This is a genomic window from Micromonospora sp. NBC_01412, assembly GCF_045040215.1.
Classification (GTDB): domain Bacteria; phylum Actinomycetota; class Actinomycetes; order Mycobacteriales; family Micromonosporaceae; genus Micromonospora; species Micromonospora rubida.
In genome coordinates this window covers 6,957,987-6,980,263 of sequence record NZ_CP109528.1, presented here as the reverse complement: position 1 = coordinate 6,980,263, position 22,277 = coordinate 6,957,987, and the positions used below count along the sequence as shown (strand labels likewise).

The following is a 22,277-nucleotide window of genomic DNA, read 5'->3' as shown; positions in this document are numbered from 1 at the left end:
CGCTTTCCGCTGCCCCGGGTGCCGTCACGTCGTGCCCGCCCGTCAGGTCCGCGGGTCGAGGCGCATGGACGCGGCCCGCCCGCCGCGCGGACGCAGCCACAGCAGGGCGAGGACCACGGCCAGCACCGCGCCGTCGACGACCAGCAGGAAGGCGCTGAATCCGTCGATGCCGTGCCCGTGCTCGGCCACCGCGTCCACGCCGGCCTGGCGGGCCGCGTCGTCCAGCGGGGCCGGCGCGACGCCGGTGCCCACGCTGAACCGGTGCGCCCCGGTGGCGGTCGAGCCGTCGGTGAAGGTGACGTGGTACGCGATCGTGTAGTCGCCGCCGGCGCCGATGCTCACCGGCAGCCGCAGCCGCGTGGAGCCGGCCCGGGTCGGCTCACCGTCGGTGACCGTCCGGCTCTCGACGTCGAGCACCGCGACGTGTGACTGCCCCTCGTCGACGCCAGCGCCGAAGTCCAGGGTCACCTCGGCCGGCGCGGCGGTGAGCACCGCGCCGGCCGGAGGGTCGGCGGAGACCAGGCCGCCCCCGGCCCGGGCCGCGCCGGGGGTGAGCGCGAGCAGCCCGGCGACCGCCGCGACCACGGCGGCGACGGCCGCCCGTCGACGGCCGCCGGACGGGAGGCTCAGCTCACGCGGCATGGGGCACGACGGACTGGCGGGAGATGCGGTGCCCGATGCAGCTGCACGTCATCAGCTCCTGCTCGCGCCGGTTCGGCCGCAGGTGCAGGTACATCGCGATCACCATCGGGACGAACACGATCGAGTTGTAGAACAGGTGCAGCTCGACCCGCGGCAGCACCAGCTGAAGAATGCTGGTCGGCACCTTCTGGCCGAAGAACATGGTGCCGCTCTGCACCTGCCACAGCAGCATGAAGTGCTCGATGTGGTGCCAGAACTGGATGGCCAGCGCCACCACCCACCAGGTGTGGGCGCGGCCGACGAAACCGCGGCGCAGCGCGAAGAGGAAGACCAGCATCACGATGGCGTAGCCGTAGTGCAGCCACTCGGAGGAGACCAGCCAGGGGTAGAACTGGCCCAGCACCCCGCGCGCCTGCGGCCGCGGCGTGCCGAGCACCCAGATCTGGTACGCCTGGACCAGGTGCTCGGCCCAGTGGGCCAGCACGATGATGAGGAAGCCGTTCAGGGCCGCCTTGTGATGGGCCCCGTTGAGCCGCGCGAGCAGCCCGGACGACGGAGCGGCGGTAAGGGGTTGGGTCATCTTCAGGCACCTTCCGTGAAAACGCGAGGGAGTCCGCCGTACGACCCGTGGGAACGGGGACAGCGGCTTGCCGCGAAGCTAACCGCCTATCCTGTTCCACGGTTCCTCCAAATTGCCCAGTTGCTGTCGGCAATCTGCCTGTCCCGGTTTCCCGGGTGGCGACTCAGGACACGAGCCAGTTGGCGTGGAACCCGCTGGGCACCCGGCCCGGCAGGTGCACGACGGCGACCGGCGGGCCGGTGAAGTCACCCGCGTCGAGCACGACGAGGTCGCTGCGGTCGGTCCGGCCGTCGTAGACGTAGGTCAGCAGCCAGCCGTCGTCCTCGGCGGACAGCGGCCCGCGCGGGACGAACACCGCCTCACCCGCCTCGCGGTACGGCCCGAAGTCGTGCACCGCGACCTCCCGGCGCACCATGTCGTGGCGCAGCAGAGCCGAGCCGCCCAGCACCCCGGCCCCGGACTGCATCGCCACGGTGTAGGCGTACCGGTGCGGCATCGTCTTGCGGCGGTCGTCGATGCGGGGGAACTCCTGCGGGATGTCGTCGAGCTGCTCGGCGCCGACGGTGCCGCGGGTCAGGTCCAGCGTCCACCGCCACAGGGTCGGGGCGGACTCGCCCGGGGCGTGCAGGTCGCGGTCGAAGACCCGGTCGTAGCGCACCACGTCGACCACGCACCGGTCGTCGACCTCGTAGGCGTTGACGGGGTGGAAGACGTAGCAGGGGTCGACGTCGAACCAGCGAACGTCGGCGCCGCGCCCCTCGCGCGGGAGCAGCCCGAGCCGGGCCGGCCGCTGCGGCGACCACGCGTACGGGAAGCGCGAGCCCGCCCGGGCCAGCGCCGGGTTGAAGATGACCGGCAGGTCGAACAGCACCGAGTGCCGGTCGGTCAGCGCCAACGAGTGCATCAGCGGCGGGCCGGACACCTCGATCCGCTCGCTGCGGCGCACCCGCCCCTCGGGGGTCAGCACGAGGTGCTCGACGTACGGCAGCTCGTGGTAGTAGGCGACGGCGAACAGCTCTCCGGTGACCGGGTCGCACTCGGCGTGCGCGGCGAAGCCGTGCGGCAGGGTGGCGTCGAAGTCGATCCGGGCCACGGAGTCCAGCTCGTCGTCCAGCTCGACGGGTAGCACCCCCGCCTCGCCGAGGGCGAGGATGCGCCCGCCGTGCCGGATGACGTTGGCGTTGGCGTTGTCGGACAGCCCGTGCCGGGGGCCGGGCAGGGCGAGCTCGCCCAGGGCGCGGGTGGTGCGGTCGGTGCGGATCCACCGGTTGCGGTACCACAGCGCGCGGCCCTCGCGCAGGCGCACCCCGTGCGCCATGCCGTCGCCGACCAGGGCGTGGCCGGGCCGGTCGCCGGCCATCGGGTTCGGCCCGATCCGGACGAAGCAGCCGTTCAGCTCGGCGGGCAGCCGGCCGGTGACCGCCAGGTCGAGCTCGGTCGCCTCGGCGGCGACGGGGCGCCGACTGTCGTGCTGGGGCAGGGTCTGGGGGGCGAGGGCGACGACACTCATTGGGGCCTCCACGAGCTGGCACGATCTTTTGAGGTATCGCAGTTACGTAACAGCGTTACTTCATCGAACGTACGCCGGGCATGAGATCATGTCAACGTGAGTCCGCGTCGAATCGACCCGCAGTTGGCGACCACCCTGCTGGAGGCCGCAGCCCGGCTGCTGGCCGAGGAGGGCACCGCCGGCCTCACCACGCGCCGCCTGGCCGCCGCGGTGGGCACCTCGACCACGGCCGTGTACACGCACTTCGGCGGCATGGACAACCTGGTCCGGGCGATGGTGCACGAGGGCTTCGCGCGGCTGCACCGGCGGATGTCCACCGTGCGGGCCACCCCCGACGCGGTCGCCGACGTGATGGCCCTCGGGTACGCGTACCGGGCCAACTCGCTCGACCACCCGCAGCTCTACCAGGTCATGTTCGGCAGCGCGGCGCTCGGCGGGTTCGCCCTCGCCGACGGCGACCGGCAGCACGGCAAGTACACCCTCCAGCCGCTGGTGGACGCGGTGGCCCGGGCCACCGAGCAGGGCCGGTTCCGCGCCGGCGACCCGCTGCTGGTCGCGCAGAACATGTGGATCGCCCTGCACGGGCTGGTCAGCCTCGAACTCGGCGGCTACCTGATCGACCCGTACGACGCCGACGTGTGCTTCGAGGCGCAGCTGCGCTCGCTGATGGTCGGCGCGGGCGACGAGTACGAGGCGACGGCCACCTCCCTCGCCCGGGCCCGGCGGCGGCGCTCCCCGCGCACCTGAGGCGCCCGCACAAGCGGCCCGACGACACCCGGCGGCTTTCCTGAACGCCAAGGCCCGCCCGCGGGCCCTGGCGTCCCGGTCCGCGCCCCATGGCATGGAACGCGCCCCGGGAACGCCCGGGGCCGGTGAGCAACGGCGGAGAAGCGACGGGCGGAGCCCGGTGTGATGCTCGTGGCGGGTCCCGAGCACGTCCGCAATGGAAGCGCATCCACTCCTGTGGGTCAGTCCGACAGGATCGCCAACCTCCACGTACCGAAGGACGCCGATGATGAACGGAATCGATTATCTCGTGGTCGGGTCCGGCTCCGCCGGAGCCGCGCTGGCCGCCCGGCTGAGCGAGGATCCCCACCGCAAGGTCCTGCTGCTGGAGGCAGGCCCCGACTTCGCCACGGTCGCCGACACGCCATCCGACCTGCTCAACGGCAGCGCGATGTCGATGGACATCCACGACTGGCACTTCCAGGCCGAGATCACCGACCGGCGGCGGATCATCTACCCGCGCGGGAAGGTCACCGGCGGGTCCTCCGCGGTCGGCGCGACCATCGCGCTACGCGGCAATCCGGTGAACTTCAACGAGTGGGCCGAGATGGGCAACCCGGCCTGGGCCTGGGACGAGGTGCTGCCGTTCTACAAGCGGCTCGAGGACGACCTGGACTTCGACAACGAGTACCACGGCAAGGGCGGCCCCATCCCGATCCGGCGGTTCAAGGGCGACGAGCTGGCCCCGGTACAGCAGGTGTTCCAGGACGCCTGCCTCAAGGCCGGCTTCCCCGCCATCGAGGACCACAACCACCCGGAGGCCAGCGGCGTCGGCCCGATGCCGTCGAACCGCCGCGACACCCGCACCCGGTTCTCCACGGCGATGGGGTACCTGGGTGAGGCCCGCGGCCGGGAGAACCTGGAGATCCGGTCCGGAGTCCAGGTCAACCGGGTGCTGTTCGCGGGCAACCGGGCGCGCGGCGTCGAGGTGGCCAAGCCCGGCGGCGGCACCGAGGTGATCGAGGCCGGCACCGTCGTGCTGGCCGCCGGCGCGGTCAACTCCCCGGCCATCCTCATGCGCTCGGGCATCGGGCCCGGCGGCGACCTGCGGCGGCTGGGCATCGACGTGCTGCTGGACCGACCCGGGGTGGGCGCCGACCTGATCGACCACCCGCGCACCGGCGCGTTCATGGTGCCCGAGCCGGGCACGTTCAACCCCGACGACGCCTTCCTCCAGATGCTGTTGCGCACCACCGCACCGGGGTCCACGGAGTTCAACGACCTCCAGTACTACATGATCAACCACTTCGACCTGACGCTCTTCCCCGAGCTGCAGATGCTGGCCGCAGCGAAGACGATCTTCGGGGTGATGGTCGTGCACCAGCGGCCGGAGTCCCGGGGGCGGCTCACCCTCACCTCGGCCGACCCCACCGCACCGCCGGACGTCGTGCTCAACTTCCTCGACACCGAGAGCGACGTCCAGACCCTCATCGCCGCCGTGCGCCAGTGCTGGCAGTTCATGCAGACGGCGGGCATCCAGGACAAGGGCCAGCGGTTCGTCGTGCTCGGCGAGGAGATGGCCGAGGACGACGAGCTGATGCGCCACTACGTCCGGCTCAGCCTGGACAGCGGCTACCACCCCGTCGGCACCGCCCGGATGGGCGCGGCCGGCGACGAGGGCGCGGTGGTCGACGAGCGGCTGCGGGTGCACGGCATCGAAGGCCTGTACGTCTGCGACGCCTCCGTCATGCCGTCGATCGTCAACTGCAACACCAACCTCACCTCGATCATGATCGGTGAGCGCCTCGCCGACTGGCTCAGGCAGTCCTGACCGGCGGTACCGGACACGGGCGTCCCGCGGTGTGAGTCCCGCGGGGCGCCCGTCGTGCTGCCCGGCCCCGCCGGCGGGCCGGTGCACCTCTCCCGGAACGGGGGCGGGGCTGGGCGGGGCTGGCCTACCTCGGCGGCAGGGTCCGGATGTGCCCGAGGCCGCCCGGACGCCGTACGGGCCGCCCGCCGGGTGACGGACGGCCCGCGGAGGCGGACGCGCGGCGTACGGAGCCCTCAGCGGCCCCGAGGGGCGGGTGGACCGCCCCCGGCCGGCGCAGGGCACCGCCGGATCAGGGCACCGGATCCGGGGACGCCCCGTGGGCGGGGGCGTTGACCTCGGCCGGCGGCGGGAACCGGGTGATGAAGTCGCACACGGTCACGTGGGTCGGCACGATCGTGACCAGCGCCATCTCTCTCGTGTGCTCGCGCTTGCTGCGCTCCCACTCCGGCACGTTGTGCTCACCGATCATCCGGCGGGACGCGTCGATGTGCACCTGGGGCAGCCCCTGCTCGACCTCGATCGAGGCCGTGCCGCGGACCAGCATCATCAGCGGCGTGTAGTCGGCGACCGGTGCCCCGAGCGCCGCCGCGGCCTTCGCGCGCGGCTCGGCCGCCATGGTGTCGACGGTGAAGGACACCTGCGGATGCGCCGCGATCGCCCTGACCTTGTACGCCGTGGTCGGGCTGGCGAAGACGAAGGCCCTGCCGTTCCACACGTAGGCGACCGGGACCGAGCGTGGATGGCCGTCCAGCCCCACGTATCCGAGCCGCATCAGGATCGGCGCCTCCAGCAGGGTCCGCACCACCGGGTCGGTGTTCACCAGGCGCACTAGCTCCGGGTAGTCCATGGGTGCCCCTTCTCTACGAACGGAGCGGCGACGGCGGAGACCACGCCCGCTCCGTCACGGTGCACACCCTCCGCCGCGGTCCGATTTCCCGCGCCTCGGGTGGCATGTCCACACTGGCCAATTCTGGCAAGGCGCGGAGGGGCCCTCCTTCTCTGAGAGTGCCAACCCGGGTGAACCGCCATCCCGGCAATCACGGTGACAGCGGCGAGGCCTCCGGCAGCTGGTCATCGTCGTCGATGAACCATCCGCCGGAGGCCTCTCGGTCACCGGTCTCGGCACCCGGCCGAGGATCGAGGTGGGTCAGCCGCTGCGGCGGACCCTGGGTCGGCCCTAGACCGGGTTCTCGCTGACGGTGCGCGGCACCGGCACCGGCGCGGGCTGCTGCGCCTCGGGGGTCAGCTCCGGCTCCTGCCGCCCGGTGGACGACGGCCCGGCGGCGGTGCCCCGGTCGCGCAGGCCGAACCAGATCAGCGCCACGGACACCAGGATCACGACGATCTGCACCTGCATGGCGAGGTGGACGCCGTCGAGCACGTTGGTGCGGGCTGCGACGATCGCCCCGAAGATCGGAATGCCGATGGTGACCGCGATCTGCTGGGCCAGGGTGGCCAGGCCGGTCGCCAGGCCCTGCTGCGAGTCGTCCAGCCCGGAGGTGGCGGTCACCGTGTAGGCGACGACGGCCGTGACGTGCCCGAAGTACATCAGGAACAGCGACGGGACGATCAGCAGGAGGCTCGGGGTGGTCGAGGTGCCGGTCAGCAGCAGCGGGACGGTGGTCAGCCCCTGCACTAGCAGGCCGACGGCGAGCACGTTGCGGTAGCCGTAGCGCCCGATCATCCGCCCGGCGATGACGCCGGCGATGACGGCCACCAGGCCCGGCACGCCGAACACCAGGCCGGTGGTGAACGGCTCCAGCTTGAGCACGTCCTGCATGTAGAGGGTGAGGCCGAAGTTGACGCCGCTGGCCATCACGAAGGCGACCATGCCGCCGAAGTTGCCCCACTTGATGTTCGGCCGGTTGAGCAGGGTCAGCGACACCAGGGGCGCCTTGGCCTTCAGCTCGACGAACCAGAAGGCGGCGATGAGCACCGCGCCGACGGCGAGCGCGATCCAGTTCTGCATGCTCACGCCGTACACCAGGGCGAGCAGGCCGGCGGTGACCGTGACGGCGCCCGGCACGTCCAGCTTGACGCCGGCCGGACGGACGCTCTCCTTGATCACCAGCGGGGTCAGCACCATGATGGCGACCGCCACCGGCACGTTGATCCAGAACGCCCAGCGCCAGTCCAGGGCACTGACCAGGCTGCCACCGACCAGGGCGCCGACGGTGAAGCCACCGGAGAGCAGCGCGCCGTTGAGGCCGAGCACCCGGGCGCGGGCCCGTTCGTCGGACACGGTCGTGATCAGCAGCGCCATCGCGGCCGGGATGGCGATCGCGTTGGCGAAGCCCTGCAGCACCCGGGCGCCCAGCAGCATCGTGGCGTTGGTCGCGAAGCCGCCGAGCAGCGAGGCCACGGTGAGCAGCGCGATGCCGGTCAGGAACAGCCGCCGCCGGCCGAACAGGTCGGCGATCCGGCCGAACAGGAGCGTGAAGCCGGCCGCGGGCAGCGCGTACGCGCTGGCGACCCAGGGAAGGTCAGCCAGGGTGAGCCCGACGCCCTCGCCCATCCGCGGCAGGGCCACGTTGAGGATGGAGAAGTCGACCGACAACATGAACTGCGCACCGAGCAATACGAAAAGGGCAAGTTTCTGCGCGGAGCTGAGCTGCTCCGACGTGCTCTGGTTCTCCGCCATGACCACGAACACTAGGTAGCCACGGTCGGGGTACCCATCCCCCTGCCGTGCGTACCACTGGCAGTGGCACCCTGAGCACCCCCCGTGGGGGCTCACCCACACGCTACCCCGCCCCGCCCCTCTTCGAGCTTGCTCCATTTCTCACATGGTGAGGAGAGCCGGTCGCCGGCCGCCCGGCCGATGTCGCGCCCGGGCGGCCGGCCGGGCCGTCAGTCGACGAGGACTCCACACCCGACGGTGGTGATCGATCCGGTGAGTCCGCTGGACAGGTCCGAGGCGAGGTACACCGCGGTGCCGGCGACGTCGGCCAGGGTCACCGCCCGGCCCAGCAGCGGGTCGGGCATGCCGGGCTTGGCGGCCAGCATGTCCTCCAGCGTCGCCCCGTTCGCCTCGGCCGCGCGCCGCCACGTGTCGCGGACGTACGAGCCGTGCCGCACGCTCTCCGGGATGGCATCGGGCCGCAGGCAGACCACTCGCACCCCGAACTGGCCGACCTCCCCGGCCAGTTCCCGGGAGAGCGACTCGATGCCGGCGCAGGCCACGCCGAACCCGCCCGAGGGCATCGGCGCCCGGGCCGCCGACGTGGACAGGATGACGATGGCCCCGGAGCGCTGCTCGACCATCCGCCGCGCCGCCGCCGTGGAGGTGAGGAACTGGGTGCGGACGAAGGTGTTCATCGGCATCAGGAAGTCGTCCAGGTCCAGCTCGCGCAGCGGGACGCCCTGCACGTGGTCCAGGCCGACGGCGTTGAACGAGACGTCGATGCCCCCGGCCTGCTCGGCGACCAGCGCCGCGTGCTCGTCGACCGACTCCTGGTCGAGCGCGTCGACCTGGTGGGCGTACGCCCGGCCACCCTCGGCGGTGATCTCCTTGGCGAGCATCTCGACCCGGTCGAGGTGGCGTCCGGCCAGGTAGACGGTGGCGCCCTCGCGGGCGAAGGCGCGCGACACCGCGCCGCCCAGCGCGCCCGCGGCGCCGTAGACGATCGCGGTCCTGCTCTCCAGCAACATGTCTGAATCCCCTCGTCGTGGACCGGGCCGGCGGTACCGGACCGGGTTCGTCAGACCGACGGGCAGCCCTTGGGAAAACATACATTTTCTGGTGCTTTATTTTGCTTGGTCCCGGGGCGGGCCGGTCACCTCCGCCAGCCGCCCCCGCAGGTACCGGCGCTCGGCGTCGTTGCCGGCCAGGTCGAGCGCCCGCCGGTACGCCCCGGCCGCTTCGCCGCGCCGGTCCAACCGGCGCAGCAGGTCCGCGCGGACGGCCGGGACGAGGTGGTTCCCGGCCAGCTCGCCCGAGCGCTCCACCTGCTCCAGCAGCGCCAGGCCCCGCTGCGGGCCGTGCGCCATCCCGACGGCCACCGCCCGGTTGAGCCGCACCACGGCCGACGGCGCCAGCTCCACCAGCTCGGCGTAGAGCCCGGCGATCTGGGCCCAGTCGGTGCGCGCGGCGTCCGGGGCGGTGGCGTGGCAGGCCACGATCGCCGCCTGGACCTGGTACGGGCCGGGCCGGTCACGGCGCAGCGCCCGGTCCAGCAGGCCCACCCCCTCGGCCACCCGGCCCCGGTCCCACCGCCGGCGGTCCTGCCGTTCCAGCGGCACCAGGTCGCCGTGGGCGTCGGTCCGGGCGTCGCGCCGGGCCTCGTGCAACAGCAGCAGCGCGAGCAGGCCGAGCGTCTCCGGGTCGTCGGGCAGCAGCCGGGCCAGCAGCCGGCCCAGCCGGACCGCCTCCGCGCACAGCCCGCGCCGCACCAGGTCCGCGCCGGCTGTGGCCGCGTACCCCTCGGTGAACAGCAGGTACAGCACTGCGCGCACCGCCGTGGCCCGCCCGGGCAGCTCGGCGGCCGGTGGCAGCTCGCAGCGCAGGCCGGCCTCGCGGACGCTGCGCCGGGCCCGCACCAGCCGCTGGGCCAGCGTCCCCGGCGGGACCAGCAGGGCGCGGGCGATCTCCGCCGGGCCGAGCCCCACGACGGTACGCAGGGTCAGCGCGACCTGCGACGGCAGCGACAGCGCGGGGTGGCAGCAGGTGAAGATCAGGCGTAGCTGGACGTCCCGGATCAGGGGCGGCGCCGGCGGCAGTTCGTCGTACGCCGGAAGGATGGCCGCCGCCTCCCGCAGCCGGGCGGCGCGTACGGTCTCGTGACGCAGCCGGTCGACGGCCCGGTTGCGCGCCACGGTGGTCAGCCAGGCCCCGGGCCGGCGCGGCACGCCCTCGCGCCGCCAGCGCTCCAGCGCGGCGGCGAACGCCTCCTGCACGCAGTCCTCGGCCAGGTCCCGGTCCCGGGTGAGGCCGACCAGGCCACCGACGAGCTGGTGGTACTCCCGGCGGAACGCGCCGGCCACGGCGGCGTCGACGGTGAAGGTCATCAGGTCCAGACCGGCCTCACCTCGATGGCACCCAGCTCGGCGAACGGGTGCAGGGCGGCGAGCTCGGTCGCCTCGTCGAGGTCCGCGCAGTTCAGCAGGACGAACCCGCCCACCTGCTCCCGGGCCTCGATGAACGGCCCGTCGGTGACCAGCGTGCCCTCGGCCCGGGTGCGGACGGTCCGGCCGGCGCGGCCGGGGCGCAGCCGCTGCCCGCCCGCGAACGCCCCCCGCCGGCGCACCTCGTCCAGCCAGGCCCGGTGCCGGGGGTGTTCGTCGATCTCGGCCGGGCTCAGCTCGCCGGCCTCGTCGTGAAAGATCACCAGTGCGTACTCCACGGTCCCCCTCCCAGGTCCGCGCAATACAACGACGGGGGGACCGGGACAGACGCGACCACCCGGTCTTTCACCGGATCGGGGACATCCCGGTCGATGCCGCACGCGGGGCGTCGAATCGTGGTATGGGCAGCACGCACGGAGAAGCGGGGCACCATCGGCTCGGCCAGTCTTGGATCAATCCATGCCCGCCGAGGAGGCATCCCATGCGTCAATCGCAGGTCACCGTCAACGGTGTCGACATCGCATACCGTGAGCTGGGCGAGGGGCCGCTGGCCCTGCTGGTGCACGGCTTTCCCTTCACTCCCAACTCGTTCCGGCACCTGATGCCGGTGCTGGCCGACGCCGGCTACCGGGCCGTGGCCCCGTGGACCCGCGGCTTCGCCCCCAGCTCGGTCCCGCCGCCCGGCGGCGAACACATCCGGGACATGGCGGCCGACGTCAACGCCCTGCACGAGGCCTTCGGCGGGGACGAGCGGGCGGTGCTGATCGGGCACGACTTCGGGGCGGCCACCGCGTGGTGCGCGGCGGTGCAGGAGCCGCAGCGGTGGTCGCGGCTGGTCGCCTGCGACGTGCCGCCGTTCCAGTTCTTCGGCGAGTACCTGCTCGACCCCCGGGGCATCAACATCCAGGCCCACTTCTGGTTCTTCCAGATGGCCGCCGCCAACGAGCTGGTCGCCGCCAACGACCTCGCCTTCCTGGAGTTCATGCTGCACAAGTACTCAAGGGACGGCTACGACGTCACCCAGGACCTGGCCGACATCCGGGCCGCCCTCGGCACCCCGGAGAACCTGAACGCCGCACTCGGCATGTACCGCACCAACTTCCCCGCCACGACGTTCGGCACCCCCGAGTGGGCGGCCGAGCAGGGCGCGCTGTGGGGGGCCCTGCCGAGCCAGCCGACGCTGAACATCTTCGGCGTCCAGGACGTCGCCTTCTCGATGAACGAGGAGAAGCTCGCCCGAATCGTCGAGGCGCTGCCGAAGGGATCGGTCGGCGCGCTGGTCCCGGACTCGCGGCACGTCCCGCTCACCGAGCAGCCGGACATCACCAACGCCCACATCATGCGCTTCCTGGCCGAGACTGCCTGACCGGTCCGGACGGCTGGCCGGCCCCGGCCGGGCGCGGCGGATTTCCCTCCCCGCCCGGCCGGAAACGGTTGGTACCTCCACAGTGGATACCACTGGCAGTGTCATACTGAGTCACATGAATCCGCTGGGCGAGTTCCTCCGATCGCGACGCGGTGTCATCCGGCCGCAGGACGCCGGCCTGACCCGCTACGGCGAGCGCCGGCGGGTCTCCGGGCTGCGCCGCGAGGAGCTGGCCCAGCTCGCCGGGGTCAGCGTCTCCTATTACACCCGGCTGGAGCAGGGCCAGGCGCACAACGTGTCCGACGAGGTGCTCGACGCGGTCGCCCGGGCGTTGCAGCTCGACGGCGACGAGCGGGCGCACCTGTTCACGCTGGCCCGCCCCGGCCGGACGGCGCCCGAGCGGGCGGTCCGGGCCAGCTCCGCGCCGCCGGCCCTGCGCCAGATGCTCGCGATGATGCCGGACGTGCCGGCGATGGTGCTCAGCGCCGCGACCGACGTGCACACCTGGAACCCGCTGGGCCACGCCCTGCTCGCCTGGCACCTCGACGAGGCGCCCAACATGAGCCGGTCGGTCTTCCTAGACCCCCGGATGCGCGAGCTGTACGCCGACTGGCCGGGCAAGGCCCGCTCCGTGGTGGCGTACCTGCGGATGGCCGTGGGCCGCTACCGCGACGACCGCCGGGTCGTCGGGCTGGTCGAGGAGCTGCTGTCACGCAGCCCGGAGTTCGCCGGGATGTGGGCCGAGCACCCGGTCAGCACCTGCGAGACGATGACGTACGACATGGCCCACCCGGTGGTCGGCACGCTGACGGTCAACCAGCACACGCTGCGGCTGGAGGAGGCCCCGGACCTGATGCTGGTGACCTTCACCGTCGAGGCCGACTCGCCGTCGGCGGCGGCGCTGCGGATGCTCGGCGGCATCCCCCGGCGCGCCGCGGCCCCGGCGCCGGCCCAGCGGCACAGCGTCGCCGTACCCTCCTGATCCCCCGCGCGCAGCCCGGCGCGGCCGAGGCGACACGCGCCCGAGGCGACACGCAAGCCGAACGACGCGCAGCCCGGCACCCGGCCCGCGCGTCCTGCCCCGCGCGCGACGGCGGCCGGCTCCCCGACGACGGCCGAAGCCGCCGGCCGGGAACCGGCCGCCGCAGCGCGGTGGAGTGCCGCCGCACCCCACCGCGCCGCCGTCACTGCGTTCCGGCCTCCGCCTGCTGCTGCGCGGCCGGGCTGTCGTGGCGCACCTGCCGCACCTCGAACTTGTTCACCCCGGTCCACCAGTTCTCGCCCGGGTTGGCGGCCTGCTCGGCGTCGTAGCGGTCGTGGTGCCGCCACCAGTCCCACGGGTGCGCCAGCTCCTCCTCCTGGCGGCCCAGCGGGGTGACGTCGAGGTAGTTGTAGGTGTTGATGAACACCTCGCCGCCCCGGTCGAACACCGAGCTGGCGTGGAAGATCTGCTCGCCGTCGCGGATGAAGGAGCTGACCGCCGGCAGCTCGCCCTTCTCCATGGTGACGTTGAAGTCGTAGTTGAAGTCGCTGCCATACGAGGACACCCACGGGATGTGGGCCCAGCCCATTCGGGCCTTGAACTGCTCGATCTTCTCCAGCGGGGCTCGGGCGATCATCACGAACGAGGTGTCCCGGGCGTGCATGTGCGACAGGTCCCCGACGTTGTCGGCCTGCATCGAGCAGCCGACGCAGCCCTCCTCCGCCTTCGGGTCGAACATGAAGTGCCGGACGAGCAGTTGGCGACGCCCCTGGAACAGTTCGAGCAGCGTCACCTCACCATTGGGCGAGGCGAACACGTACTCCTTCTCCACCGGCACCACGGGCATGGCCCGGCGCGCGGCGCTGAGCTGGTCGCGGGCGCGAGTCAGCGCCTTCTCCTCCTGCAGGAGGCTTTCCCGGGCGCTGGTCCATTCCTCACGCGAGACGATCTGCGGAAAACTCATTGTTCCTCCCTCAACGGTCGCCGCCGGCCCACACGAAGACCGGGCGACACCTGCGACCCTGACACGTCCGCGGAGGGGTCGACTTCTCCACTCGTGCCTTCTTCACCGGCCTTCTTCACCGGCCTTCTTCACCGGCCTGGACCGTGCCGGCACCGAGCAATCCGGAAGAGGCCTCGACAGCCGGGATGTGACAGCGTCGGTGGCGCTTGGCAGACAGGACTCCGGTCGATCCGGTCGCCTTTGAGGAGGACACGTGCCTACGACCATCGAAGCACCGACCCGCGAGGAACTCGTCCAACGCGCCGCGGATCTCGTCCCGCTGATCCGCAAACACGCGGCGTGGCAGGAGGAGAACCGTCGTCTCCACGACGAGACGGTTGCCGCGATCGAGGAGGCGGGGCTGTTCAAGCTCCGCACGCCCCGCCGCTACGGCGGGTACGAGGTGGACACCCGCACGCTCGTGGCGGTCGCCACCGAGCTGGGCCGGGGCGACGCCAGCACCGCCTGGGTCACCTCCGTGCTGTGGATCCCCACCTGGCTCACCGGACTGTTCCCCGACGAGGCCCAGGACGAGGTGTTCGCCACCCCCAACGCTCGGGTGTGCGGCACCAACAGCGTCGGCGGCACGGCCATCCCCACCGACGGGGGCGTCGTCGTCAACGGCAGCTGGCACTTCATCAGCGGGGCGCACCACGCGCATTGGCAGGAGATCGCCGCGGTCGTGCTGCGCCCGGACGCCGAGCCGGAGCCGATCATGGCGCTCATCCCGATCGGCAGCATGGAGATCGTCGACGACTGGTACACCACCGGCCTGACCGCCACCGGCAGCGTCACCACCGTGGCCCGGGACGTGTTCGTACCGAGCAGCCACATCATCCCGATGAGTGCGGCCATGATCCCGCAGGGCCTGTCGCAGGGCAACGCGGACTCCCCCGGCTGGCGCACCCCGGCCGCGCTGAACGCGGCGGCGTCCGGCGTGGGCGCGGCGGTCGGCGTGGCCAAGTCCGCGCGCGACGAGTTCCTCGCCCGGCTCCCCGGCCGGGGGATCACCTACACCGACTACGAGAACCAGAGCGAGGCGCCGGTCACCCACCTGAAGATCGGCACCGCGCTCATGAAGATCGACCAGGCCGAGTTCCACGCGTACCACGCCGCCGACATGGTCGACAGCAAGGCGGCCAGCGGCGCGGAGTGGACGCTGGAGGAGCGGGCCCGGGTCCGCGCCGACCACGGCTGGGCCACCCGGCTGGCCAAGGAGGCGGTGGACATCTTCGCCTCCGCCAGCGGCGGCTCGTCCATCTACCGTGACGTGCCGATCCAGCGGATCGCCAGGGACGTCAACGCGATGAGCTTGCACGGGCTCATCAACTCCGACACCAACACCGAGCTGTACGGCCGGGTCGTCTGCGGCCTGGGCCCGAACACGCTCTTCCTCTGAGCTTTCCCCGACGTGGCGAGCCGCCCGGCGCAACCCCCCGCCGGGCGGCTCGTCGCACTTTTCGGCGTCAGCCCAGCGTGGCGACCCGGGGCCGGAACTGGTCGATCAGCTCCGGCGGCGCGGCGAGCACCCGGCTGCCGTTCACCTCGACGGCCGCGCCGGCCTCGGTGGCGATCACCAGGCCGGCCGCCCAGTCCCAGCGGAAGGCGCGGTCCTCGACGTACGCGTCGCAGCGCCCGGCGGCCACCCAGCACAGGGCCAGCGCGGTGGAGCCGAGCATCCGCACCCCGCGTACGTCCCCGGCCAGGTCGGTGACGACGGCCGCCTGCACCTTGCGGTGGGCGACGTCGTACGCGTACCCGCTGGCGAGGATCACCTCGTCGAGGGCGGTGCCGGCGGGACGGGTCAACCGGGTGTCGCCCAGGTACGCGCCCCGGCCCCGGGCCGCGTGGAACAGCTCGTCGTGCACCGGGTCGAGGACCACCCCGACGACCGGCTGCCAGCCGTCGGCCGTCTCCTCCTCGCAGGCCACGCTGACGCACCAGAACGGCATCCCGGAGAGGTAGTTCACGGTGCCGTCGAGCGGGTCCAGCACCCAGCGCAGCCCGGAGCTGCCGACCCGGTCGCTGCCCTCCTCGGCCACGATGCCGTCGTCGGGCCGGCGGGCGCGCAGCAGCTCCACGACGCGCGCCTCGCTGGCCCGGTCCGCCTCGCTCACCGGGTCGGTGGAGGCCGTCTTGTAGTCGACCCGGCCGTGGTCGCCGAAGCGCCGCAGCAGCTCCCGCCCGCCGAGCCGCGCCGCCTCCTCGGCGACCCGCCGGCAGTCGTCCAGCTCAGCGTCACTGACCATCGCGCTCTCCTCGCCCGGTTCGGGGACGGTCCGATCGTCGCATCGGAGCGGGCCGGGCACCACTCGCCCTCCGTGAACCCGGTCCTCAGCGGCGCAGGCGGCGGGCGCAGGGGCCGTCGTGGTCGGCGCGCAGCAGGCAGCGCCGGCCCCCGCCGGGCATCCGCCGGTCGCAGAAGACCCGGTGGCGTACGTTCTGGTCGTCCTCGGTGGACACGGTGGTCTCCCCCGGGTCGGCGTGCGGCAGCACGAGCAGCCACCGGCCGACCAGCCGGGCCAGCCGCTGCGCGGCGGCCAGGTCGACGGCGACGACGGGCAGGTGGATGACGTACCGCCGGGTCACCGGCGCCGGGCCGGGTCGGTGGATGGGGCCGGCTCGCGCCGGCGCAGCGCGTACGTGAGCCGGGCGGTCTCCCGGCGGCTGGCACCGAGCGCGGCGTAGACGCCGGCCAGGTCGGCGGAGACCCGGTCGAGGAAGGCGTACACGTCGTCGGGGTCCAGGCTGCGGTGTCCGCGCCCGGCGGGCCGGAAGCGGCGCTCACGCACCTGCCACGGCAGCAGACTGGTGTACGCGGAGGAGCGGTACCTCGCTCCGCCCAGGTGATCCGGACGCTGGTTGCGCAGGCTCATCCGGCTCCGTCCTCTCGGCTGTCGGGGGGCTGGCTGGGGGCGCGCGGCGGCCGGCGCCGGGGGGATGGTCCGGCCGCCGCGTCGGAAACCAGAATCGGACAGTACGACGTGGAAAAGCAACGCTCGAAGGCCCATTTTTGCCGCGCTGCGTTGACTTCATTTTGTGGGGACTGCATTGGTTGCAGAGCGCGCTTGATTCCTGTTTCGTAATGAGCCTCCGAGGTCCCGGAGGGTCGCGTCACGATGACCATCGTCGCAGGTGGAATGTATGGTCGAAAACAGGAATACGGCTGACGAGCGATCCCTTTCGACAATCTCCGTCGGCGACACAGCATTCCATCCTTGGCGTTCTGATGTAACGCGATGCAACACGGAAGGAGTGGTGAGCGAATGACGGAGGACGTGCGCAGGGCGATTGCGAAGTCGAGCGGGGGCGCTTCGATCGGGAGGTCTGGGGGTTCCTGGCGTGGGCGCCGCTCCACGGCAGGTGTGCCTCCCGGTGCCTATGGAGCTGAGTCGGATACGACATCAGCCACGCCCGCCGCGCTCGGCGACCGCAAGCGACGACCCGACGGGGCGGTGGGTGATGCGACGGCGGTGGCCCGACCGGCGGTGATGACGTAAACGACTCAGCTCCAAAGGCACCGCCCCACGACATCGACCGCCCCGCCCACAGCTCCACCCCGGCCACGGTCCGGGCCGACCGGGGACCGCACCCGCGACAACGCAATGACCCTGAGGACGTGCGGGACAGCAAGGACCCTGCCGGTCCCGCCTCCTCTCTCCCCCAGGGCCCCGGCAAGGTCGCGGAGTGTCCGGTGCTGCGCATATCGAAGTCGCGTGCGCGGATGCCTCCAGTCGACCTGGGCGGAGCGGTCTCCCGCTGGCACGTTCCGCCGACGTGCGGAGCCGACCGGGCCCAATGTCCCACCAAAGGGACATCAGCCGAGTCCGGCTGGGCGCGGAATATCCGACCCGTAGTCATTATCGGCCACAATCCCTGTCAAAAAGGAGACACGACAGCATTGGCGATGCCCCACGTCAGTACCGTCCACGGGACTCGCGCGGCCAGAATGCTGCGCGCACGATCTGTGGGGACCCATCGATGACCGCTCCTGGCCAACCGAACCAACACCAGCCCTACCCGAACCCGCCCCTGGCTGGGCCCTCGCCGTACGGGCCGCCGCCGACGCCGGGGTCGACCGCGCCCGCCCCGCGCAACCTGTTCACCTTTGCCGCGGACGCCGTTGTGACCTTGTGACCGCGGCCGACAGGTTCCGTACTCAGGAGTGCGACACCGGCACGGTGTGGAGGATGCTGTGGACGAACTGACGGCCAGGGTGCGAGCGTTTGCCGAGGAGCGGGACTGGCAGCAGTTCCACACGCCGAAGAACCTCGCCATGGCCCTCGCCGGCGAGGTCGGTAAGCTGCTGGCCGAGTTCCAGTGGCTGACGCCCGAGCAGGCCGCCACCGTGATGGACGACCCCGAGGCCGGCGCCCGGGTCAAGGCGGAGATCGGCGACGTGACGATCTACCTGACCCGCCTCGCCGACGTGCTCGGTATCGACCTGTCGGAAGCGGCGCTGACGAAGCTGGACGAGGTCGCCACCCGCTACCCCATCGTCGAGACCAGGGGGTCGCCGAAGTCGGCGCGCTGAGGCCGTACCAGGAGAGAGAGCGCGCCCGGCGGAGGCCGCCGGGCGCGCTCCTCGGTCTACGCCCGCATCACGCCGGCCGAAGGCCGTCGACCCACTCGGGTCGGGCGATTCGACCGCCGTCTTCCGCTGTACGTGAGGAATCGGCCGCCCAGGCGGTTCCGTGCCCGCTCCGGAGCCCATGATGAGGACTGGATCCGGGGCGGGCACGGGTTCGCCGCTGTGTCAGGCGTCGACTCTAGGTACCTGTCGGCAGGTTGTGGATCACGCCGACCGTGTTGACGCGAGCCGGGTTCACACCCGGCTCGGGGTCGCCGACAGGTCGCCGGTCGGGGTCGTGGCGCGCACGCGGCGGGAGACGATGATGCCGAAGACCACGGCGGTGAAGAACATGACGAAGCCGTACGTCACCGACGGCATCGCCATCGTGGAGTTGTTGAGCAGCATCGGGCTCATCCCGATGGTGATGGCCAGGCTGGCGTTGTGCAGGCCGATCTCGAACGCCGAGGCGATCGACTCCCGCTCGCCGACCTTGAGCAGGCGCGGGCCGAAGTAGCCGATCGCCATGCTGATCAGGTTGAACGCCAGCACCGCGAGGATGATCTCCCCGAGGATGTCGAACACCTCCGCGCCGATGCCGGCGATCACGCCGGAGATCATCACGATCAGCGCCACCACCGAGAGGATCTTGACGGCGCGTTCCATGCGCCGTGCGGCGGCGGTGAACTTCGCGCGGATGGCCATGCCGATGGCGATCGGGACCAGGACCAGGGCGAAGACCTGGATCACCTTGTCGAACTGGAGGCCGAGCGAGCTGTCCGATCCGGCGAAGGCCGACACCGACAGGTTCACGATGATCGGCAGCGTGAACAGCGCCAGCACCGAGTTCACCGCGGTCAGCGAGATGTTGAGCGCCAGGTCGCCCTTGAACAGGTGGCTGTAGAGGCTGGCCGTGCTGCCGCCGGGCGAGGCGGCGAGCAGCATCATGCCGACCGCCAGCTCGGGGCGCAGGTTGAACGCGACCACCAGGCCCAGGCAGATCGCCGGCAGGATCAGCATCTGGGAGACCAGGCAGACCACCATCGCCTTGGGATACTTCACCACCCGGCGGAAGTCCTCAAGGGTCAGGGTCAGGCCGAGCCCGAGCATGATGATGCCCACGATGATGGGGAAAAGTATGAGGACCGCACCGCTACTCATAATCACTCTGCCTTCTGGTCGTAAGAGATCCATGAGTTTCACATCGGCGATCGACACCATGCTTCTCGAAACTTGCCCTGTGCGGAGCCGGTATCCGCGCCAAGTGCACAGTGGACCATGACGTCGCAAAACGGCAGGTGGCGCGGCCGAGGCGAAGCAGCCGGCCGGGGCGGCAAGCCCTGGACGGACAGCATCGCGCAGCAACATTCCCCGGCCCGGCCTGCACACCAGGTCGCCGGGTTCACATCCCCCGGCAGCCGGGAGCGACACCCTGATGAGCAGCCCCCTCGACGCGGCGTGGGCGGTGGCCAGGACCGCACACGCCTGGGCGGCGATGGAGACCGCCTCCCCCACGTCAAGCCGCTCCTGCTCGGCGATGTGGTCGGCGAGGCGCCGCGTCCGATGGGATGCGTCAACTCGTACCGATCGCCGATGCGATCCAGCGCCTGCACCTCTTCTTGCCTCCCCTGGTCGCGAACCGGCCCTGAACGCGCCGGGGGCGGCACTCAGGTTAGTTGTCGCTGGACGAGGCGGCTGGTCAGAAAGGGGCTGGGCGTACCGTGCCAGAGCACCGTCAGCCCGTCGCGGGGCCGGGTGGCGGCGACGAAGAGCAGCGACCGGTCCCGTTGGCGTTCGCGCTGGTAACGCTTGGGGTCGGCGTCGCGGTACCGGTTGATCATCTGCCGTGGCACCAGCCCGTCACTCACGCCGGCGATGATCATGCGCTGGTACTCGAGGCCCTTGAAGCGGTGCATGGTGCCGACATGGACGCCGTCGGGCTGCTTCGGGCCGTCCGGGCCCAGCTTGCAGGACACCCGGTTCATCGCCATCTCGGTGGATGACTGGATACTTCCCAAGGCCGGTGCCGTGGTGGTGTGGAAGCGCAGGTGATGGCCATCCGCCGGGAAGTGCAAGGTTCTGCGACCAAGCTGGTCGGGTTCCACCGCGGCCGGCTGCTCCCCGGGGAGCAGCCGCCCCAGACGGCGTACGCGTAATGCCTTGATCGCGCCGACGATCTGAGCGGCGGCGATCCGGGCAACCATGTCGGGCGCCCTGGCGCGTAGCTCGTCCGCCACGAGTTCCTCCCTGCGTGAGGCGAGCCGGCCCGCGCGTTGGAGAAGCGACGGCGTGCCTATCACGAGCCTGTAGTGCAGCGGCGTCGCAACCCGGGCCATTGCTGTATTTGCATGTGTCGATTGATTCGGGTATGAAGGCTGGATACACGTCTGGATGCTGGTTCCTGGGGAGGAGCGACGATGAGACACACCCTGCGCCGTCTGCGAACGGCGGCGGTCGCGCTCGGCGCCTGCACACTCGGGCTGAGCCTGCTGTCAGTACCCGCCGCCGAGGCGTACTCGGCTCAGCCTCTCGCACCACAATCCGAGCGGGCACCCGAATCGGATCAGTTCTCGGCCGAGGGCGTCACCACGGTCGGTGAACTCCGCACCGTCGACGGCTCGCTGTCCTCCGCTCAGGACGGCGGGACACAGATCATTCGGCACCCCGGTGCGGCGTACGTCAAGGTGCACTTCAGCTCGCTGCGGCTGGCCCCCGGCGACCACGTGACCGTGTCGAGCCCCGACGGCCGGGAGAGCTACCGGTACGACCGCCACCTGAACCGGGCGACCGGCTCGGACTACACCACCGACGGACAGCCGGGCTTCTGGGCGATGTCGGTGGAGGGCGACACCGCAGTGGTGACGTTGCACAGCAGCCGCCCGTCCCGTGGCAACGCCGCGACCATCGACCGGTTCTGGCGCGGCTACGACCGCGCGGAGATCACGCAGCAAAACCTCTCCACGCAGTCCGTCTGCAGCACCGACGCGCGCCGCGACGTGGTCTGCTACCAGAGCAGCCACCCCAACGAGTACGCCCGCGGCAGGGCGGTGGCGCGGCTGCTGATCAGCGGCGGTGGGATGTGCACCACCTGGCGGGTCGGCAACACCAACCGCATGCTGACCAACAAGCACTGCTTCTCGACGCAGTCCGCCGTCAGCGGCAGCGAGATGCAGTTCGACTACCAGTGCGCCACCTGCGGCGGCTCGAACCCCGGCGCCGGCACCAAGGTGAGCGGCGCCACCCTCTACAAGGTGAGCAGCGGCGGCTCCGGCGACCTGGACTACACCCTGTACTCGGTGAACAACTTCGCCAACATCCAGGGGTTCGGCACGCTGTACCTGGCGACGGCCGCCACCACCACCGGCACGCGGATCTACATCCCCGGGCACGGCGATGGCAGCCCGAAGCGACTGTCGATCTACGAGGACACCCAGAACGGCACGACGTGCAGCGTGCGGAACGCCAACTACAACACCTCGAACATCAGCTACAGCTGTGACACCTCCGGCGGCAACTCGGGCTCGCCGGTACTGAACGCCAGCCACCGGGTGGTCGCCCTGCACCACCTCGGCGGATGTCCGTCGAACCAGGGCGCGAAGGCGCACCTGATCTACAACGAGATCGCCAGCCTGATCGACAACGGCTGACGACAAGGGACAACCACGGGCTGTCGGGGCGCGACACGCGCCCCGACGGCCCGCCTGCTCTCCCACCCCGGCACGACCCTGCCCCACCCCCGGACTCCGGACTCCGGACTCCGCCGATCTTGCACTTCGGGCCCCGACAGAAGGTGCAAAAGCCTCACCACAGGGGCCGAAAGTGCAAGATCGCGGGGGTGGGCGGTGGTGGGCGGGGATGGGGTGGGGCGGGGCGGGGGGTGGGGTTGTCCCTCGCGCGAGCTACCCGTAAGTGTCCACCGCGTGGTGACGATTCCTGACCGGCGACTCCATAGCGTTTGACGTGGCCGCTGCGCTCCAGCCGCGACCTCGTTGAAGGAGTCATC

At 71.4% G+C, this 22,277-nt stretch carries 20 protein-coding genes and 1 pseudogene; 7 read left to right on the top strand and 14 right to left on the bottom strand.

The features are described 5' to 3' along the window. Positions 1 to 42 precede the first annotated feature (42 nt). The 3 genes from OG617_RS30410 to OG617_RS30400 all read right to left on the bottom strand — a co-directional run bounded on the left by OG617_RS30410 (position 43) and on the right by OG617_RS30400 (position 2,732). Positions 43 to 642: a copper resistance protein CopC gene (locus tag OG617_RS30410; RefSeq protein WP_405096337.1), complete on the bottom strand. Its 600-nt coding sequence runs from the start codon at positions 640 to 642 to the stop codon at positions 43 to 45. Beyond that, a complete protein-coding gene (locus OG617_RS30405) occupies positions 632 to 1,222 on the bottom strand; it encodes a hypothetical protein (protein WP_405096336.1) in 591 nt (196 codons plus the stop codon). The genes OG617_RS30410 and OG617_RS30405 overlap by 11 nt, the downstream gene beginning before the upstream one ends. Before the next feature lie 163 nt (positions 1,223 to 1,385). After that, positions 1,386 to 2,732 carry a carotenoid oxygenase family protein gene (locus tag OG617_RS30400; protein ID WP_405096335.1) on the bottom strand — a complete coding sequence of 449 codons (1,347 nt, stop codon included), beginning with the start codon at positions 2,730 to 2,732 and terminating at the stop codon, positions 1,386 to 1,388. 96 nt (positions 2,733 to 2,828) lie between these two features. Between OG617_RS30400 and OG617_RS30395 the strand changes: the two genes are divergently transcribed. After that, positions 2,829 to 3,479, top strand: a complete 651-nt coding sequence (locus OG617_RS30395) for a TetR-like C-terminal domain-containing protein (RefSeq protein ID WP_405096334.1) — start codon at positions 2,829 to 2,831, stop codon at positions 3,477 to 3,479. Positions 3,480 to 3,747: 268 nt separating this feature from the next. After that, positions 3,748 to 5,289 (top strand): GMC family oxidoreductase, encoded by a 1,542-nt coding sequence (locus tag OG617_RS30390; RefSeq protein ID WP_405096333.1) that lies wholly within the window; start codon positions 3,748 to 3,750, stop codon positions 5,287 to 5,289. A 289-nt stretch (positions 5,290 to 5,578) separates the two neighbouring features. Here OG617_RS30390 and OG617_RS30385 read toward each other — a convergent pair whose 3' ends face one another. The 5 genes from OG617_RS30385 to OG617_RS30365 form a co-directional block, all read right to left on the bottom strand. Further along, the gene (locus tag OG617_RS30385; protein ID WP_405096332.1) at positions 5,579 to 6,136 is read right to left on the bottom strand and encodes a pyridoxamine 5'-phosphate oxidase family protein; all 558 of its coding nucleotides are present in this window, start codon (positions 6,134 to 6,136) and stop codon (positions 5,579 to 5,581) included. Positions 6,137 to 6,466: 330 nt separating this feature from the next. Next, the gene (locus tag OG617_RS30380; RefSeq protein WP_405096331.1) at positions 6,467 to 7,930 is read right to left on the bottom strand and encodes an MFS transporter; all 1,464 of its coding nucleotides are present in this window, start codon (positions 7,928 to 7,930) and stop codon (positions 6,467 to 6,469) included. Positions 7,931 to 8,139: 209 nt separating this feature from the next. Beyond that, on the bottom strand, positions 8,140 to 8,940 hold the full coding sequence (locus OG617_RS30375; protein ID WP_405096330.1) for an SDR family NAD(P)-dependent oxidoreductase: 801 nt from the start codon (positions 8,938 to 8,940) through the stop codon (positions 8,140 to 8,142). A 96-nt stretch (positions 8,941 to 9,036) separates the two neighbouring features. Continuing rightward, positions 9,037 to 10,296 (bottom strand): RNA polymerase sigma factor, encoded by a 1,260-nt coding sequence (locus tag OG617_RS30370; RefSeq protein WP_405096329.1) that lies wholly within the window; start codon positions 10,294 to 10,296, stop codon positions 9,037 to 9,039. Beyond that, on the bottom strand, positions 10,296 to 10,631 hold the full coding sequence (locus OG617_RS30365) for a YciI family protein (protein WP_405096328.1): 336 nt from the start codon (positions 10,629 to 10,631) through the stop codon (positions 10,296 to 10,298). Before OG617_RS30365 ends, OG617_RS30370 begins: the two co-directional genes overlap by 1 nt. Before the next feature lie 203 nt (positions 10,632 to 10,834). On the opposite strand from OG617_RS30365, the gene OG617_RS30360 reads away from it, so the two are divergent. Together OG617_RS30360 and OG617_RS30355 are read left to right on the top strand one after the other, a co-directional pair. Next, the gene (locus OG617_RS30360) at positions 10,835 to 11,719 is read left to right on the top strand and encodes an alpha/beta fold hydrolase (RefSeq protein WP_405096327.1); all 885 of its coding nucleotides are present in this window, start codon (positions 10,835 to 10,837) and stop codon (positions 11,717 to 11,719) included. 115 nt (positions 11,720 to 11,834) lie between these two features. After that, positions 11,835 to 12,701 carry a helix-turn-helix transcriptional regulator gene (locus OG617_RS30355; protein WP_405096326.1) on the top strand — a complete coding sequence of 289 codons (867 nt, stop codon included), beginning with the start codon at positions 11,835 to 11,837 and terminating at the stop codon, positions 12,699 to 12,701. Positions 12,702 to 12,903: 202 nt separating this feature from the next. Here the strand turns inward: OG617_RS30355 and OG617_RS30350 are convergent, their stop codons facing one another. Continuing rightward, the gene (locus tag OG617_RS30350) at positions 12,904 to 13,665 is read right to left on the bottom strand and encodes a DUF899 domain-containing protein (protein ID WP_405096325.1); all 762 of its coding nucleotides are present in this window, start codon (positions 13,663 to 13,665) and stop codon (positions 12,904 to 12,906) included. A 253-nt stretch (positions 13,666 to 13,918) separates the two neighbouring features. On the opposite strand from OG617_RS30350, the gene OG617_RS30345 reads away from it, so the two are divergent. Next, positions 13,919 to 15,103 (top strand): acyl-CoA dehydrogenase family protein, encoded by a 1,185-nt coding sequence (locus OG617_RS30345; protein ID WP_405096324.1) that lies wholly within the window; start codon positions 13,919 to 13,921, stop codon positions 15,101 to 15,103. Between the two features lie 67 nt (positions 15,104 to 15,170). On the opposite strand, the gene OG617_RS30340 is transcribed toward OG617_RS30345, so the two are convergent. The 3 genes from OG617_RS30340 to OG617_RS30330 all read right to left on the bottom strand — a co-directional run bounded on the left by OG617_RS30340 (position 15,171) and on the right by OG617_RS30330 (position 16,580). Beyond that, on the bottom strand, positions 15,171 to 15,953 hold the full coding sequence (locus tag OG617_RS30340) for an inositol monophosphatase family protein (RefSeq protein WP_405096323.1): 783 nt from the start codon (positions 15,951 to 15,953) through the stop codon (positions 15,171 to 15,173). Positions 15,954 to 16,038: 85 nt separating this feature from the next. Beyond that, on the bottom strand, positions 16,039 to 16,293 hold the full coding sequence (locus OG617_RS30335; protein ID WP_161683792.1) for a hypothetical protein: 255 nt from the start codon (positions 16,291 to 16,293) through the stop codon (positions 16,039 to 16,041). Continuing rightward, entirely contained in the window at positions 16,290 to 16,580 is a 291-nt protein-coding gene (locus OG617_RS30330) for a DivIVA domain-containing protein (protein ID WP_405096322.1), read from the bottom strand. The genes OG617_RS30335 and OG617_RS30330 overlap by 4 nt, the downstream gene beginning before the upstream one ends. A gap of 1,319 nt (positions 16,581 to 17,899) precedes the next feature. On the opposite strand from OG617_RS30330, the gene OG617_RS30325 reads away from it, so the two are divergent. Continuing rightward, a complete protein-coding gene (locus OG617_RS30325; RefSeq protein ID WP_405096321.1) occupies positions 17,900 to 18,238 on the top strand; it encodes a nucleotide pyrophosphohydrolase in 339 nt (112 codons plus the stop codon). A gap of 291 nt (positions 18,239 to 18,529) precedes the next feature. On the opposite strand, the gene OG617_RS30320 is transcribed toward OG617_RS30325, so the two are convergent. Both OG617_RS30320 and OG617_RS30315 read right to left on the bottom strand, forming a co-directional pair. Continuing rightward, the gene (locus tag OG617_RS30320; protein ID WP_405096320.1) at positions 18,530 to 19,435 is read right to left on the bottom strand and encodes a bile acid:sodium symporter family protein; all 906 of its coding nucleotides are present in this window, start codon (positions 19,433 to 19,435) and stop codon (positions 18,530 to 18,532) included. A gap of 506 nt (positions 19,436 to 19,941) precedes the next feature. Beyond that, positions 19,942 to 20,241 (bottom strand): annotated as a pseudogene (locus OG617_RS30315) (3'-5' exonuclease); the annotation flags it as partial. A 450-nt stretch (positions 20,242 to 20,691) separates the two neighbouring features. Here OG617_RS30315 and OG617_RS30310 point away from each other — a divergent pair. Beyond that, positions 20,692 to 21,921, top strand: a complete 1,230-nt coding sequence (locus OG617_RS30310; RefSeq protein WP_396683511.1) for a trypsin-like serine peptidase — start codon at positions 20,692 to 20,694, stop codon at positions 21,919 to 21,921. Positions 21,922 to 22,277: the final 356 nt, after the last annotated feature.